The sequence below is a fragment of the Microbispora corallina genome (assembly GCF_016863035.1).
In the GTDB taxonomy this organism is placed as follows: Bacteria; Actinomycetota; Actinomycetes; order Streptosporangiales; family Streptosporangiaceae; genus Microbispora; species Microbispora corallina.
Genome location: NZ_BOOC01000023.1, coordinates 1 through 14,606 on the forward strand (window position 1 = coordinate 1; position 14,606 = coordinate 14,606).

The 14,606-nt window shown below is 74.4% G+C and carries 15 protein-coding genes; 2 read left to right on the forward strand and 13 right to left on the reverse strand.

Annotation, left to right across the window (positions count from 1 at the left end; genetic code table 11):
* Both Mco01_RS22545 and Mco01_RS22550 read left to right on the forward strand, forming a co-directional pair.
* The coding region (locus Mco01_RS22545) for an alpha/beta fold hydrolase (RefSeq protein WP_204058895.1) at positions 1-928 on the forward strand (928 nt) is incomplete at its 5' end.
* On the forward strand, positions 925-1,665 hold the full coding sequence (locus Mco01_RS22550) for an SDR family NAD(P)-dependent oxidoreductase (RefSeq protein WP_204058896.1): 741 nt from the start codon (positions 925-927) through the stop codon (positions 1,663-1,665). The genes Mco01_RS22545 and Mco01_RS22550, both read left to right, overlap by 4 nt.
* Before the next feature lie 69 nt (positions 1,666-1,734).
* Here Mco01_RS22550 and Mco01_RS22555 read toward each other — a convergent pair whose 3' ends face one another.
* From Mco01_RS22555 to Mco01_RS22620, 13 genes are all read right to left on the reverse strand, one after another.
* Positions 1,735-2,145 (reverse strand): ester cyclase, encoded by a 411-nt coding sequence (locus Mco01_RS22555; protein WP_204058897.1) that lies wholly within the window; start codon positions 2,143-2,145, stop codon positions 1,735-1,737.
* A 38-nt stretch (positions 2,146-2,183) separates the two neighbouring features.
* The gene (locus Mco01_RS22560) at positions 2,184-2,969 is read right to left on the reverse strand and encodes an SDR family NAD(P)-dependent oxidoreductase (protein ID WP_204058898.1); all 786 of its coding nucleotides are present in this window, start codon (positions 2,967-2,969) and stop codon (positions 2,184-2,186) included.
* Positions 2,966-4,819 carry an ABC transporter ATP-binding protein gene (locus tag Mco01_RS39215; RefSeq protein ID WP_239103831.1) on the reverse strand — a complete coding sequence of 618 codons (1,854 nt, stop codon included), beginning with the start codon at positions 4,817-4,819 and terminating at the stop codon, positions 2,966-2,968. The genes Mco01_RS22560 and Mco01_RS39215 overlap by 4 nt, the downstream gene beginning before the upstream one ends.
* Entirely contained in the window at positions 4,816-5,691 is an 876-nt protein-coding gene (locus Mco01_RS22575) for an ABC transporter permease (RefSeq protein ID WP_204058899.1), read from the reverse strand. Before Mco01_RS22575 ends, Mco01_RS39215 begins: the two co-directional genes overlap by 4 nt.
* Before the next feature lie 49 nt (positions 5,692-5,740).
* Positions 5,741-6,700: an ABC transporter permease gene (locus tag Mco01_RS22580; RefSeq protein WP_239103832.1), complete on the reverse strand. Its 960-nt coding sequence runs from the start codon at positions 6,698-6,700 to the stop codon at positions 5,741-5,743.
* Positions 6,685-8,394 carry an ABC transporter substrate-binding protein gene (locus Mco01_RS22585; protein WP_204058900.1) on the reverse strand — a complete coding sequence of 570 codons (1,710 nt, stop codon included), beginning with the start codon at positions 8,392-8,394 and terminating at the stop codon, positions 6,685-6,687. Before Mco01_RS22585 ends, Mco01_RS22580 begins: the two co-directional genes overlap by 16 nt.
* A gap of 292 nt (positions 8,395-8,686) precedes the next feature.
* Positions 8,687-9,589, reverse strand: a complete 903-nt coding sequence (locus Mco01_RS22590; RefSeq protein ID WP_204058901.1) for a LysR family transcriptional regulator — start codon at positions 9,587-9,589, stop codon at positions 8,687-8,689.
* A gap of 30 nt (positions 9,590-9,619) precedes the next feature.
* Positions 9,620-10,366: an alpha/beta hydrolase gene (locus Mco01_RS22595; RefSeq protein WP_204058902.1), complete on the reverse strand. Its 747-nt coding sequence runs from the start codon at positions 10,364-10,366 to the stop codon at positions 9,620-9,622.
* Positions 10,367-10,496: 130 nt separating this feature from the next.
* The gene (locus Mco01_RS22600; RefSeq protein WP_204058903.1) at positions 10,497-11,243 is read right to left on the reverse strand and encodes a copper homeostasis protein CutC; all 747 of its coding nucleotides are present in this window, start codon (positions 11,241-11,243) and stop codon (positions 10,497-10,499) included.
* Position 11,244: 1 nt separating this feature from the next.
* On the reverse strand, positions 11,245-12,195 hold the full coding sequence (locus Mco01_RS22605; RefSeq protein WP_204058904.1) for an asparaginase: 951 nt from the start codon (positions 12,193-12,195) through the stop codon (positions 11,245-11,247).
* Positions 12,185-13,036, reverse strand: a complete 852-nt coding sequence (locus tag Mco01_RS22610) for an amino acid ABC transporter permease (protein ID WP_204058905.1) — start codon at positions 13,034-13,036, stop codon at positions 12,185-12,187. The genes Mco01_RS22605 and Mco01_RS22610 overlap by 11 nt, the downstream gene beginning before the upstream one ends.
* The gene (locus Mco01_RS22615; protein WP_204058906.1) at positions 13,033-13,677 is read right to left on the reverse strand and encodes an amino acid ABC transporter permease; all 645 of its coding nucleotides are present in this window, start codon (positions 13,675-13,677) and stop codon (positions 13,033-13,035) included. Before Mco01_RS22615 ends, Mco01_RS22610 begins: the two co-directional genes overlap by 4 nt.
* Positions 13,677-14,606, reverse strand: coding sequence for a glutamate ABC transporter substrate-binding protein (locus Mco01_RS22620; protein ID WP_204058907.1), 930 nt, complete (start codon positions 14,604-14,606; stop codon positions 13,677-13,679). Before Mco01_RS22620 ends, Mco01_RS22615 begins: the two co-directional genes overlap by 1 nt.

Here is a 14,606-nt window from a genome sequence, read left to right on the forward strand (position 1 = left end):
AGCCGCGTACCTGGACCGCGAACTGCCGCGGGCGGCGGGCAGCCGGGAGACAACCCGTACGACGACGGGATCGGGCGGGGGGCTGGCGGCGCTGCACCGGCGGATGCACGACACCGGCAAGCACGACGAGGCGGCGCTGCTGCTCGTGGCGGCCTCGCACGCGCGCGGCGGCTTCGGCGCAGCGGAGCGCGACCGGCACGCGCCGGCCCCGGTGACGCTCGCGACCGGGCCGGGACGGGTCTCACTGGTGTGCTTCCCCGCGCTCAGCGCCATCTCTGGGCCGCACGAGTACGCGCGCTTCGGCCAGGCGTTCCGCGACGAGCGCGACGTGCACGTGGTGCCGTCCCCCGGCTTCACCCAAGGGGAGGACGAGGCCCTGCCCGACTCGCTGGAGACGCTGATCCAGATGAACGTCGAAGGCCTGCGGAAGGTGGTCCGGGATGGCCGGCCGTTCGCGGTCGTCGGCCGGTCGATGGGCGGCTGCGTGGCGCACGCGGTCAGCGTGGCGCTGGAGGAGCAGGGGCTTCGCCCTGCCGGGCTCGTCCTGATCGACAGCTATCCGATCGACGCCGCCTCCCGGGAGGACATGGGGTGGTGGCAGGGCGCGATGATCGGCGGGATGCTCGACCGCATCGATCGGTTCGACATGACGCTGCACGACGACAGGCTCACGACGATGGGCGTCTACAACCGGCTGTTCATCGGCTGGCAGCCCAAGCCGGTGGAGACCCCGATCCTGCTGCTGCGGGCGACCGAGCCGCTGCGGGGGACCACGGTCGACCCCGAGGGCCGTACGGACTGGCGGGCGTACTGGCCGGTCGGCCACGAGGCCGTGGACGTCCCGGGCGACCACTTCAGCACGCTGGAGGAGCACTCGGGGAGCACGGCGGAGGCCGTGCGCGCCTGGATCGAGCGGCTGTCCGGGTGACGCGGCCCGCCGTGATCGTCACCGGCGCGGCGGCGGGGATCGGCCGGGCCGCCGCGCTGCTGTTCGCCGAACGCGGGTACGGCGTCGTGGCCGTGGACGAGTCCCCCTCGGTGACGCGGCCGGCCGGCGTCCTCCCTTTGGTGGGCGACGTCTCCGGCCAGGCCGTCAACGAGGCGGCGGTCGCGCTGGCGGTCCGGGAGTTCGGGCGTCTCGACGCGGTGGTGCTCAACGCCGGCATCGGCGGCACCCCTCCGCTGGAGGCGCCGTGGGCCGTCGAACGGTTCGACCGGATGGTGGCCGTCAACCTCCGCGGCCCGGTACTGGGCATCCGCGCCGCCGTCCCCGTCCTGCGGGAAGGGGGCGGCGGGGCGATCGTGGTGACGGCGTCCGTCTCGGGCCTGGCAGGGGACCCGGGCGTCTGGGCCTACAACGCGACGAAGGCCGCCGTCGTCAACCTGGTGCGGGGGACGGCCATCGACCACGCGCGGCACGGCATCCGGATCAACGCCGTGGCGCCTGGCCTGACCGACACCCCTCGTACGGCGGCGCACCGCGACGACCCGGCCCTGGAGGCGGAGCTCACCCGGCGGATCCCGATGGGCCGCTGGGCGCGGCCGCGCGAACAGGCGGAGGCGATCTGGTTCCTCGCCTCGCCGGCGGCCTCGTACATCACCGGAGTGACGCTCCCCGTGGACGGCGGCCTGACCGCGAACACGGGCCTGCTTCCCCCGCCCTGAGACCGGGCAGGCACGACGCGGCGCCCGGGGTCCGCACGGGGAGCCCGGGCGCCGGCCGTACCGGAGGAGTCAGGCGGTGAGCTGCTGGACGATGCCGAGCCGGTCGGGAAGCACGGCGTACTCCACGATCTTGCCGTCCCTGAAGCGGATCGTGCTGATGCTCTGCCCCGTGAACCGGCGGCCGCTCGGCGGCGCGCCGAAGACCTCACCGCGCTGGACTCCTTCGATCGTCCAGTACACGACCACCCGATCCTCCTCGGCGACCGTGTCGGTCACGGTGGCCGTCACGCCCTCGACGGCCGACCGCAGCCAGGTGATGTGCTGGACGAACCCGGCTCGCCCCCGGTTGCCGCCTGCCGGTCCCGCGGCGTCCGTCGCGTCGTCGGCGATGATCTCGTCGAGGACCTCCAGCCGTCCCCGCGTGACGGCCTCCTCGTAGAAGCGCTTGGCCACCGCGCGGTTGGTCTCGGTCGTGCTCATCGGCAGTCCTTTCTCATCACTGGTGGGGAACGGGCGGGTCAGCGGCGGACGGGCGGCAGCGGGAGTATGCCGAGGCTGGCGTCGAGGCCTCCGTCCACGACCAGGGTCGTCCCGGTGACGTACGAGGCGGCGGGCGAGACGAGGAACCACACGGCCTCCGCCTGTTCGCGCGGCTCGGCGAACCGCTGGAGCGGCACCCGGCGCTCGATCTCCGCGGTGAGCACCGGGTCGCTCCGGACCCCGGCGTTGATCCGCGTCCAGGTCAGCCCGGGGGCCAGGGCGTTCACCCGGATTCCGTCCGGGGCGTGGTCGATGGCCGCCGCCCTGACCAGCTGGATCACGGCGCCCTTCGACGCGTTGTAGGCCCAGTTGCCGGGGTCGGCCCGCAGACCGGCGACCGAGGCGGTGACCACGATCGCGCCTCCGCCGGCGGCGCGCAGCGCGGGCGCGGCGGCGCGGATGCCGAGGACGGGACCGCGCAGGTTCACGGCGAGGATCCGGTCGGCGGCCTCGACGGCCCCGGGAGCCTCCCATGGCCGGGTGCCGCCGATGCCGGCGTTGAGCACGACCGAGTCGAGCCGGCCGAACTCCCCGACCGCCCGGGCGACCGCCTCCTGGTTGGTCTCCTCCAGCGACACGTCGCCGGCGAGCGTCACCACGCCGTCGAGCCCGGCGAGCTCCTTGAGGGCGTGCTCGTCGTGGTCCACGGCGAGGACGGCGACGCCGCGCTCGGCGAACAACTCGGCGGTCGCCCGTCCGATGCCCGATCCGGCGCCGGTGACGACGGCGGCGCGGGGGGCGGCGGGCGAGGTGGGTGAGGTCATGTCGGGCCCTTCAGGTCCATGGCGGGTGCGGGGACGGCGGCCCGCCGGCCCGCGTGGAGACGCGGAACGGCGGCGAGCAGCGCGCGGGTGTAGGGGGCGCGGGGGGCGCCGAGGACCGCGGCGACGCCGCCGATCTCGACGAGGGACCCGTCCTTCATCACGGCGACCCGGTCGCACACCTGGCGGACCACTCCCACGTCGTGCGAGATGAACAGCAGCGACACCCCGGACTCGCGGCGCAGACGGGCGAGCAGCGCGAGGATCTGCGCCTGGACCGTGACGTCGAGGGCCGACACCGGCTCGTCGCAGACGATCACCTCGGGCCCCGGGGCGAGCGCGCGGGCGATCGCCACCCGCTGCCGCTGACCGCCGGAGAGCCGGGCGGGCAGCCGGTCCAGGATCTCCGGGCCGAGCCCGACCTCGCCGAGCAGCGCCGCCACGCGTTCGCGCCGGCGGGCGCCGGTCAGGCCGCGGGGCAGCCCCTCGCCCACGACCCGCTCCACAGTGAACCGGGGGTCGAACGAGCTGAGCGGGTCCTGGTCGACGAGCTGGATGCGGGAGCGGCGGGGCCGGCGTTCCCGCTCGCGCACCCCGCTCCACGCCTCGCCGTCCAGCAGCACCTCGCCGGCGTCGGGGGCGATCTCGGCCAGCACGATCCTGGCCGTGGTGCTCTTTCCGGAGCCGGACTCGCCCACGAGCCCGAGCGCCTCCCCCGCGCGCAGCTCGAACGACACGCCGTCCACGGCCCTCCGCCACGACCCGCCAGGCGAGCGGAACCGCTTGGCGATCCCGCGGACCGACACGACCGCGCGCTCGGACGCCACGGTGGACGCTCGGACGGGCACGACGTCGGGCGCGACGTCGGGCACGGCCGGCCGGGCCGTCGGGCGTGGGGCGTCCTCACCGGGATGGAAGCAGCGGACCGTCCGTCCCGGCCCGTACGGCACGGGCGGCGGCAGCTCGCCGCGGCACCGGTCGTCGGCCAGCCCGCACCGGGACGCGTAAGGGCATCCCGACGGGGAGGCCGGCGCGGGACGGACCGCGCGCGGCTCCCGCACCGGGCCGTCCAGGTCCGGCACGGCGGCGAGCAGGTCGGCGGCGTACGGATGGGCGGGTGAGGAGAGGAGGTCCGCCGCGGGGCCCTCCTCCACCACGAGCCCTCCGTACATGATCGTCACCCGGTCGGCCATGCGGGCCACCACGGCCAGGTCGTGGCTGATGAGCAGCACCGCCGTGCCGTCCCGCCTCCTGGCGTCGAGCAGGTCGAGCACCTGGGCCTGAACGGTCACGTCGAGGGCCGTGGTCGGCTCGTCGGCGATCAGCAGCGACGGCCGGGCCGCGATGGCCGAGGCGATCAGGGCGCGTTGCCGGAGGCCGCCCGACAGCTCGTGGGGGTACTGCAGGAACCGGGTCTCCGGGTCGGGGACGCCCGCCTCGGCCAGCAGGGCGACGACCTGGTCGTCCAGGTCGTCCCCGGTCGCCAGGCCGTGCACCTCCAGCGGCTCGGCGACCTCGTCCCCCACCCTGCGGAGCGGGTCGAGGGAGGTCAGCGCGTCCTGCAGGACGTATCCGATCCGCCGGCCGCGCAGCCGCCGCCACTCGCGGGGCGTGAGCGCGCGCAGGTCGCGTCCCTCGAAGCTCAGCGTGTCGGCCCGCACCCGGGCGCCCGGGCCGGCCAGGCCGAGCAGCGTCCGTGCGGTGACGCTCTTGCCCGATCCCGACTCGCCGACGACGGCCAGGCACTCCCCCGCATGCAGGGCGAAGCCGGCGTCGCGGACGGCCCGGACGACGCCGCGGCGGGTGGGGAACTCCACGGAGAGGCCGGCGACCTCGGCGAGCGGGCCGCTCACGCGGCGTCCCTTCCCTCGTAGCGGGCCTGGAGGGCGCGCCCGGCGACGGTGGCGGACATGACGGTGAGGGTGATGGCCGCCCCCGGGAACAGGGCCAGGGTCCAGCTCGCGTCGAGGTAGTCGCGTGCCTGGGCGAGCATCGCGCCCCACTCGGGGTCGGGGGGCTGCGGCCCCAGCCCGAGGAAGCTCAGCGACGCCCCCGCGATGATGGCCGTGCCGACGTTGACCGTGGCCAGGACGAGTAACGGCGCGACGACGTTGGGCACGATGTGCCGCGTCAGGATCCGCACGGGCGGGAGACCGAGGTTGACCGCCGCCCGGACGTACGGCGAGCCGCGCACGACCAGGGCCTGCACGCGGACGACGCGGGCGAAGCCGGGCGCCAGCGCGACGGTGATCGCGAGGACGGCGTTGCGGGTGCCGGGCCCGATGACGGCCACCACGAGGAGGGCCATCAGGATCGCGGGGAACGCCAGCAGCACGTCGGCGGCCCGCATCGCCGCCCCTCCCGCCATCCGGCCGCCGAGCGCCCCGAGGAGGCCCCAGGCCGCTCCGGCGAGCCCGGCCAGCAGCGTGGATCCCGCGCCGACGAGCAGTGAGGGACGCGCGCCGTACACGATCCGGGCCAGCACGTCCCGGCCGAGCTCGTCGGTGCCGAACAGGTGGCCGGCCCCCGGGCCGCGGAGAGCGGCGGCCGGGTCGACCTGGTCGGGCGCGTGGGCGAGCAGGCCGGGGAACGCCGCGGCCGCGCACACCAGCACGAGGAACGCGGCGGCGAGCACCGGCCCCGGCCGGAGCTGACGGCGCGGCGCCCGCGAACGGGCCTCGGCCGCGCGCACCGGGTCGTACGGCGCTGTGGTGGGCGCGGTCATCCGGCAACCCCCCACGGGCTGCGTCCCACCCGGGACGGAAGGGTCGCGCTCATGCCGGCTCCGGGCGCATGCGGGGGTCGACGAGCCGGTAGAGGAGGTCGAGCACGATGTTGATCAGCGAGAACGTCAGTGCCGACAGCACCACCACGCCCGTCACGACGGGGAAGTCCCGGCCCCGGACCGCCGCGACGACGACGTGGCCGAGCCCCTGCCGGGCGAAGACGGTCTCCACGACCACCGCGCCGGCCAGCAGCTCCCCCAGCGCCCAGCCCGAGAGCGTGAGCACCGGCAGCGCGGCGTGCCGCAGCGCGTGGCGCAGCCGTATGCGGTTCTCCGTGGCGCCCCGGGCCCGTGCGGTGACGGCGAAGGGCTGGTCGAGCGCCCGTTCCAGCCCCTCCCTGGTCACCTGGGCCAGCACGCCCGCGATCGGCAGCGCGAGCGCGACCGACGGCAGCACGAGCGAGCGGAGCCCGCCGTCGCCGATCACGGGGAACCAGTGCAGCCGGAACGAGAAGACGGCCAGCAGGAGGACGCCGATCCAGAAGTTCGGCGTCGAGATCGACCCGAACTCCAGCGCCCGCGAGACGGCCCGCCCGTGTGGGCGGCCGGCGGTCACCAGGGCGACCGCGACGGCCAGGGTGAACCCGAGCGCGGCGGCCCCGGCCGCCAGGGCCACGGTGGGTCCGAGCTGGTCGAGGATCACCCCGCTCACGGGCTGGTTGAGCTGGTAGGAGCCGCCGAGGTCGCCGCGCAGGAGCCGCCCGGCGAAGACGCCGTACTGGACGAGGACCGGCTCCCGCAGGCCGTACTGGTCGCGGATCGCGTCGAGCACCTCCGGGGTGGCGTTGGCCTGCACCCCGCCCGCGATGACGCGGGCGGGGTCGCCGGGCACCAGCCGCATCCCGGCGAACGCGAGGGTGGCGGCGCCCCACACGGCGACCAGGGTCAGCGCCAGCCGCCGCAGCAGCCGGCGCGCCAGGGACGGCATCGGGATCAGCCTCCCAGCCACGCGCCGTAGAACACGGGGTAGGTCTGGGCGTCGAAGGCGATGCCGCGCACCTTGGCGGAGAAGGCGGTGAGCTGGACGGGCGTGTAGAGCGGCACGACGTACGCCTGGCGGAGCACCTCCTGCTGGACCGACGAGTAGTCGCGTTCGGCGGTCGCCGGGTCGGAGGTCTCGGCCGCCTCCTCGACCCAGTGGTCGATCTGGGGCGACTTCACCAGGGCGACGTTGCCGCCGGCCTTGGCGTAGGTGTTGCCCGAGGCGAACGCGAACCGCAGCACGTCGGGCGTGGGCCGGGCGAAGCTGACGTCGACGAGGTCGTAGGCGCCGCCGATCAGGTAGGTGCCGACGAACGCCCCGGTGTCCACAGTGGGCCGCTCGATCTTGATGCCGACGAGCTTGGCCTGGGCCTGGATGCCCTGGGCGAGGACGTCGCGCTGCTCCTTGTTGCCCTCCGCCCAGTAGGGCCAGACGAGAGTGAGCGTCTTGCCGTCCTTGACGCGGTAGCCGTTCTCTCCGGTCGTCCAGCCCGCCTCGTCGAGCAGCCGCCTGGCCTCCGCCGGGTCGTAGGAGGCGAACGCGCTCTCGGCGGAGGCGTCGTATGCGGCGGTCGTCCGGCTGAGCGGGTTGCGCGCGACCGGGAACAGCCCGAAATAGATGTTCTTCACGAGCTGGTCGACGTTTATCGACGCCGACAGCGCCCGCCGCACCCGCACGTCGCGCAGCGGCCCGCGGGTCTGGTTCAAATAGAGGTTGTAATTCAGCCCCGGCGTTTCCTGGGCGCTGAAGGAGAAATCCGCCGGCGACTTGAGTTTCGCCGCGTTCACGGGCGGGACGCCGGCGATTCCCTGCGCCTGGCCGCTGGTGAGCGCGCCGTATCGCGTCGCGTCCTCGGAGACGAACTCGAAGACCAGGTCGTCCAGGTAGGGCGCGCCCTGATGGGAGGCTCCGGCCGGCGGCGAGGCGTACCGCGCGTTCTTCCTCAGCGTGACCCGCTTGTCCTTCTCCCACGAGACGAACGAGAACGGCCCGGTCCCCACCGGCCGGTAGTCGGCGACCGGCTTCGCCAGCGCCGCCGGGCTCTGGATGCCCAGGTAGGGCACCGACAGCGCCTGGAGGAACGGGGTGAACGGCCGCGCGAGCGTCACCTCCACCACGTGGTCGTTCACGACCCGCGCCTCCTTGTACGGCGCGATCAGCGAGGCCGCGTACGCCGACTTGGTGGCCGGGTCGACGACGTGGTCGAGCGTGGCCTTGACGGCCTGGGCCGTGAACGGCGTGCCGTCGTGGAAGGTCACCCCCTGGCGCAGGGTGAAGGTGTAGGTCCGGCCGCCGTTCGAGACCTTCCATCCGGTGGCCAGCCAGGGGCCGAAGGTCGCGGGGCCGGTCTGGGCCACGAGCGAGTCGAAGACGTTGCGGTCGATCAGGCCCGTCACGGCGGTGGCCGCAACGGCTGGATCGAGCGACACCTGGGTGCCGGCGACGGCGTAGGTGAGCGAGCCGCCCGCGATGGGCCCGGCGCCCGCCTGGCGCGCCGGCCGGTCGTCGCCGCCTCGAGCCGAGGCGACCAGGACGGCGGCGACGACCGCGACCGCCACGACCGCCGCCGCCACGGCGACGGGGCGTCTGGAGCGCAGGCGGCGCCGCCGCCGGACGGGCCGCTCGCCGGCCCTGGTGGCTGTGTCGTCGCTCAGTGACATGGAGGGACCCTTTTCCTGTCGCACGGGGGAACCGGTGCGGACCCCGACGGCCGGAACCCGGCGCGCCCCGCGACGTGCTCTCCCCTGCGCCGGGACACGCCGGGCCGGAAACGCCCTTCCGGGATTTCCTCCGGGCGGGAACCACGAAAAGCCGATTCCGTTTCTCAGGCGGCCGTCATTCGAATCCGCGCCTCGATCACACCATAAGCAGGTGTGCCCGTCAACGGATTACCCCCCATTTCGGATGGCATTTCCCGGCCACCCGCCGAGCGATTTGTTTCTCTTATGGGTGTCAATTTGAATTCCCGATGGGAATCTGTTCGGCGAGCGGTCCGGGAAAATCGGTGACCGAGGAGAAGAACCGCCGCAACGCCTCCCCCGCTCCCGCCTCGATGGCTGTGTCGAGCCCCTTCCTGCTGACCAGGCGCAGCCCGATCGACCCCTGGGGCGGCAGGTGGCAGAGTTCCTCCAACCCCTGGGGGACGCCGTACGCGGTGGGCAGCAGCGCCACGCCGAGACCCGCACGGGCCGCGCCGAGCACGCCCTCCAGGTTGGTGGCCTCGGTCGTGATCCGGACCGTCCAGCCCAGCCCCTCCAGGGTCCGCACGGCCTGGCGCCGCAGGGCGCAGGGCTCCTGGAACGCCACCAGCGGCACCGGACCGTCCGACGGCGGCATGAACCAGCCGGGCGCCGACAGCCATCGCAGGGGCAGCGTGCCCACCTGGACGCCCCCGATGTCGGGCACGACGCCGAGGATCAGCGCCAGGTCGAGCGTCCCCCGCAGCGTGGCCTCGGCCAGCGCGGTGCTCCGGTCGAGCCGGAACGTCACCTCACGGCCGGGAAGTGCCGCCATCAGCGCGCCGAGGAGGTCGGGCAGGACCTGGTACGCCGCGTGCTCGATGGCCCCCACCGTGAGCACCGCGGGCCGTTCGGCCCCGAGGCGGCACATCGCCTCGTCGTGGACGGCGAGCAGCCGCCGGGCCTCCACCAGCAGGGTCTCCCCCGCCGCCGTGAACCGGGTCGACCTGCCGGTCCGCTCGACGAGCGGCTGTCCGACGACCCGTTCCAGGGCCCTGACGTGCTGGCTCACGGTCGGCTGGCTCGTCCGCAGGGCGGAGGCGGCCCTGCCGAAGCCGCCACACTCGGCGATGGCCACGAAAGTTCGCAGTTGCACGAGGTCGAGCAATGCTCCCATGAGGCGATGATAGCTAAAAACCTACATTACCTACATAGAATTAGGGCTGTGATCCTCGGTCCACCAGCGGACCGCGGCGGTCGCGAGGTCCGGGGGGACCTCGTGGCCGCCGGGGAACTCCTCGTAGGCGACCGGGTAGTCGCCGTCCCGCAGGCTCTTGGCGATGCGCCTGCCGCAGGCGACCGGGAGCACCCGGTCGTCCGCGCCGTGGGAGACGAACAGCCGCGGGCGGCCGTGCCGGAGCATGGGCGCCATGAAGCCCGGGGAGAAGGCGAGCACGGCGCGGAACAGGTCGCCGTTGGCGACCCCGAGCGACAGGGCGTAAGAGGCGCCGTCGGAGAATCCGGCGACCGCCACGCCGTCCAGGTCGACGGCGGCCCGGGCGAACACCTCCTCCAGCGCCCCGTCCAGCCGCGCGACGTCCGGCCCGTAGCCGCCGAGGATGACGTCCCAGGTCGTGGAGACCGACTTCGGCGCGAGCAGGAGGAAGCCGAGATCGTCCGCCTGGGCGGACAGCAGCCCGAGCGCCTGGTCGGCAGAGCCGCCCGCGCCGTGCAGCACGACGGCGATCCGGTGCGGGCCCGGCCCGGCGGACGGCGGCACGTAGAGCAGCGCCTGCCCGTCCAGCCGGTGGATGCCCGCCTCCGGCCCGCGGAGGGGCGGATGCGGTCCTCCGCCCGGGGACGTCGGAAGCGCGACGGGACGGGCGGTGAGACGGCCGTGCCGTACGCCCTCCTCCGGCTGCGGATGGGCCGCGGCCCCTCGCGTCACCGTCATCGGCCTCGCCTCCCGCCGTTCAGGGGGCCGGGCCGGCGCCGGCCCGCGGCGCCCGCCGGGCGGCGGGCGCTTCCCCCACCTGCCCAGTCTCCGCCCGCCCATCGGGCGGCCGGGTCAGGAATCGGCAATCTCAGGCCCTGGCGGCGGCGATGACCTCCGACACCAGCGCGCCCGAGGTGACGCGGCGCACGAACTCCGACTGCCGCAGCTCGCCCCCCATGTACGGGTACGGGTTGCGGTGGACGACCGGGCTCGGCTCGTCGACGAGGGCGGCGAAGTGGATCTCTTTGGCCCCTGTCGCCTCGACGACCCGGCCGGCGTTCCTGGGGGTGATGCCGCCGCCGGGCATGACGACGAGACGGTCGCCGGCCCGCTCGACCAGCGAGGCGATCAGCGGCGCCCCCTCCAGCGCCGTGCTGTCCTGGCCGGAGGTGAGCACCCGGTCGACGCCGAGCGCGACCAGCGTCTCCAGCGCGGCGAAGGGGTCGGCGGCCATGTCGAAGGCCCGGTGGAAGGTGACCGACAGGCCCTCGGCCGCGCCGATGAGCCGCTTGGCCACCTCCTCGTCCACCTCCCCCTGGGGGGTGAGCGCCCCGATGACGACTCCCTGGGCACCCGCCTCGCGCACGGCCGCGACGTCCCGCTCCATGGCCTCGATCTCGTAGCGGTCGAAGACGAAGTCGCCGCCGCGCGGCCGGATGATGACGTGCACCCGGATCGAGGAGACCGCCGCCAGCGTGGCCTCGACCGTGCCGAGGGTCGGCGTGAGGCCGCCCTCGAACAGCGCGGCGCACAGCTCCACCCGCTGCGCCCCGGCCCGCTCGGCCGCCACGGCGCCGGCCGTGCTGTCGATGCAGATCTCGTAGGTCAGACTCATCTCATTCCCCCAAAGCGTGGATCTCGCCGACCGGGACGCCCCCGCCCAGCACCGGTACCGTCGTGAACTCCGCGGCCCCCGTCACGTCGCCGCCGGCCGCGCGGAGCGCGGCGAGCGCGACGGCCGTCGTCGCCCGCGGGCTGCCGTCGATCACCTTCACCGCGGCCGCGTGCCCCGAGGCCAGCGCGACCACGAGCACCCCCTCGGCGCCACCCTTCGCCACGGCTCCCGGCAGCGCCCGCATGAGCCCCGTGTTCACGTGGCCGGTGCCGCCGACGTACTCGGGGTGCGCCCGCATCGCGTCGGCCACGGCCAGCGGGGCCGTCCCGGGGGCCGCCAGCACGAGGGCCTGGACGGCCCGGGCCAGCCCGGCCAGGGACAGCCCGAACAGCGGCGCGCCGCAGCCGTCGACGGCGACGTGGGCGGCCTTCTCCCCTGAAAGGTCCTCGACGACCGACCGGACCCGCTGTTGCACGGGGTGGCCGGGGTCGAGGTACGACTCCGTGGGCAGGCCGGACGCGACCGCCGCGGCCAGCATGGCGGCGTGCTTGCCCGAGCAGTTCATCCGATCGCACGAGGGCCCGAGGCCGGCGCGGATCAGGGCGTGCCTGGCCGGCTCGTCCTCCGGCCAGTCGGGCGGGCAGCCGAGCGCCTCGGTGGTGAGGCCCGCGCCGGCGAGCATCTCGGCCACCAGCCGGACGTGGCGGTCCTCCCCCGTGTGGCTCCCGGCCGCTATGGCCAGGCTGCGGCCCTCCAGAGGGGCGCCGGCGAGCAGGCAGGCGAGCGCCTGGAACGGCTTGGCCGACGACCGGGGCAGCACCGGCGCGGCGACCGCGCCGCGGGCCACGGCCGTGCGGCCGTCCGGCGTCAGCGCGACCGCGCTGCCGTAGTGGACGCTCTCCACGAAGCCGGACCGGACGACTTCGGCGAGCGGGACGAGATCAGCCGGCACCGGCGGTCCTCCTGCGGGGCTGGCGCGCCTCCAGCGCGCGGGCTAGCTTCGACAGCGACGCGTTGACCACCAGGTAGATCAGCGCGACGACGATGTAGGTCTGGATGAGCAGGCCGTTGTAGTTGGCCAGCACCTTGCCGCTGTACAGCAGCTCCGCGTAGCTGACGACGAAGCCGAGCGAGGTGTCCTTGAGCAGCCCGACCGACTGGCTGACGATCGACGGCAGCACGCGGCGCAGGGCCTGCGGCAGCACGACCAGGCGCATCGACTGCCCGTGGGACAGGCCGAGCGCGAGGGCCGCCTCCCCCTGGCCGCGCTCGACCGACAGCACGCCGGCCCGGAAGATCTCGGCGAACGCCGCCGCGTTGGACACCGCCAGCGGCACCACGAGCTTCCAGAACAGCGGCAGGTCGACGCCGTACCGCGGCAGCGCGAACAGCACGAGGTAGACCAGCAGCAGCGCGGGGATCGTCCGCACCACCTCGACGTACGCACCGGCGGGCAGGCGCGCCCAGCGGCGGTGCGACAGCCGTCCGAGCGCGAGCGCGAGCCCGGCCGCCATGGCGAGCGCGGCCGACACCACGGCGGCGAGCGCCGTCGACCAGAGCCCGCCGAGCAGGTAGCGCCACATGGGCCAGGTCGCGTACGGCTGCCAGCGGTCGGCGGCGAGCTGGCCGTTCGCGGCGAACTGACGGACGGCGAGCGCCACCAGGGCGAGCGCGACCAGTGCCCCCACGACGGTCGCCACCCGGATCCTGCGGCGCCCGCGCGGCCCCGGCTCGTCGAACAGGAGCGTGCTCGACGGGGCGCTCGCCCGGCGGCGCCCGGGCGCGGCGGTCACCGGGCCACCGCCAGCCGCCGTTCGAGCCGCCCGGTGACGAACCCCGCCACGGCCGCGACGGCCGCGTACGCGAGGCCGGCGCCCACGAAGATCGGGATCGGCTGGGCCTCCAGCAGGTTGACCCGGTTGGCCGCGGCCGTGAGGTCCACGACGCCGACGGCGGCGACGAGCGAGGTGTTCATGGTGAGCGCGATGAAGATGTTCCCGAGGGGCTGGACGACGGTCCGCAGCGCCTGCGGCAGCACCACGTGGCGCAGCGACTGGCCGAACGTCAGCCCGAGCGCCCGAGCGGCCTCGCCCTGGCCCGCCGAGATCGCGTTGACGCCCGAGCGCAGGGCCTCGGCGATGTAGGCGCCCTCGTACAGGGCGATGACCACCATGGACGTGACGAGCAGGCCGGCCTCGATCCCGATCTCCGGCAGGCCGAAGACGGCGAGCACGAGCAGCACGAGCAGCGGCAGGTTCTGGAAGGCCTCGACGTACGCCGTGCCGGCCGCGCGCAGGACGGGCACCGGGCCGACCCGCATCGCGGTGATCACGACTCCGACGACCGCGGCGCCGGCGAATGACGCCGCGGTCAGCTCGAGCGTCACGACGAGCCCCTGCCAGAACTCCGGCAGGTGATCCAGGATCGCGGACATCAGGAGCCCGGGACCGACCCGATCGCCGGCGGCGTCGGGGCCGCGCCCTGGACGACCGTGCCGAGGGAGTTCTTCCAGATCCGCTGCCACAGGCCCTGGCCCTGGATCTTGGTGAGCCAGTCGTTGACGAACTTCTTGAACTGGTCGTCCCCGTGCTTCAGGCCGATGCCGTACGGGTCGGTGGTGAAGGGGCTGCCCACCACCTGGAGCGACGGGTCCTTCTTCGCGTCGGCGACGAGCAGCGTCTCGTCCTGGACGTACGCGACGCCGCGGTCCTGCTTGAGCGCCTGCACGCACTCGGGGTCGCCGCCGAAGGTGACGATCTTCGCCTGCGGCGCGAGCTTCTGGATGGCCGGGATCGCGGGGGTGTTGGCCCCGGCGATCACGGTCTTGCCGTTGAGGTCCGCCGGCGAGGTGATCCCCGTCGTGCCCTTCTTGACCGCGATGCTCAGGCCCGAGGAGTAGTACGGCCCGGCGAAGGCGACCTGCTGCGCCCGTTCGGGGGTGATCGTGTAGGTCTGGAAGACGACGTCGACCGTGCCGTTGCTCAGCAGGGCCTCCCGGGTCTCGGACGCCGAGTTGACGATCTTCACCTTCGGCTGCCCGATGATGTACTTCGCCAGGGCCTTGCCGAGGTCGGCGTCGAAGCCCTCCACCTCGCCGGTCGACGGGTTCTGCTGGGACAGCAGCGGCGCGTCGAGCGAGCCGCCGACGATGAGCTCGCCGCGCTGCTTGATCTTCTCCATCGTCGAGCCCGGGAGGATGTCGGCGGCCGCGGCGACCGGCGCCGCGGAGAGAAGGTCGCCGCCGCCCTTGGCCGCGCCCGGCACGGCGGAGTCCGCCGAGTCCGTCCCGCCACAGGCAGAAAGGCCCACCAGGCCCGCCATCGACACGGCGGCGACGGCGGCCACCCGCTTCATGGACACCAT

Bases quoted from the DNA above. Each gene is read 5' to 3' on its own strand.
- Mco01_RS22555 (WP_204058897.1), bottom strand. From the start codon at position 2,145: ATGAGCACGACCGAGACCAACCGCGCGGTGGCCAAGCGCTTCTACGAG.
- Mco01_RS22560 (WP_204058898.1), bottom strand. From the start codon at position 2,969: ATGACCTCACCCACCTCGCCCGCCGCCCCCCGCGCCGCCGTCGTCACC.
- Mco01_RS22575 (WP_204058899.1), bottom strand. From the start codon at position 5,691: ATGACCGCGCCCACCACAGCGCCGTACGACCCGGTGCGCGCGGCCGAG.
- Mco01_RS22585 (WP_204058900.1), bottom strand. From the start codon at position 8,394: ATGTCACTGAGCGACGACACAGCCACCAGGGCCGGCGAGCGGCCCGTC.
- Mco01_RS22590 (WP_204058901.1), bottom strand. From the start codon at position 9,589: ATGGGAGCATTGCTCGACCTCGTGCAACTGCGAACTTTCGTGGCCATC.
- Mco01_RS22595 (WP_204058902.1), bottom strand. From the start codon at position 10,366: ATGACGGTGACGCGAGGGGCCGCGGCCCATCCGCAGCCGGAGGAGGGC.
- Mco01_RS22600 (WP_204058903.1), bottom strand. From the start codon at position 11,243: ATGAGTCTGACCTACGAGATCTGCATCGACAGCACGGCCGGCGCCGTG.
- Mco01_RS22615 (WP_204058906.1), bottom strand. From the start codon at position 13,677: ATGTCCGCGATCCTGGATCACCTGCCGGAGTTCTGGCAGGGGCTCGTC.
- Mco01_RS22620 (WP_204058907.1), bottom strand. From the start codon at position 14,606: ATGGTGTCCATGAAGCGGGTGGCCGCCGTCGCCGCCGTGTCGATGGCG.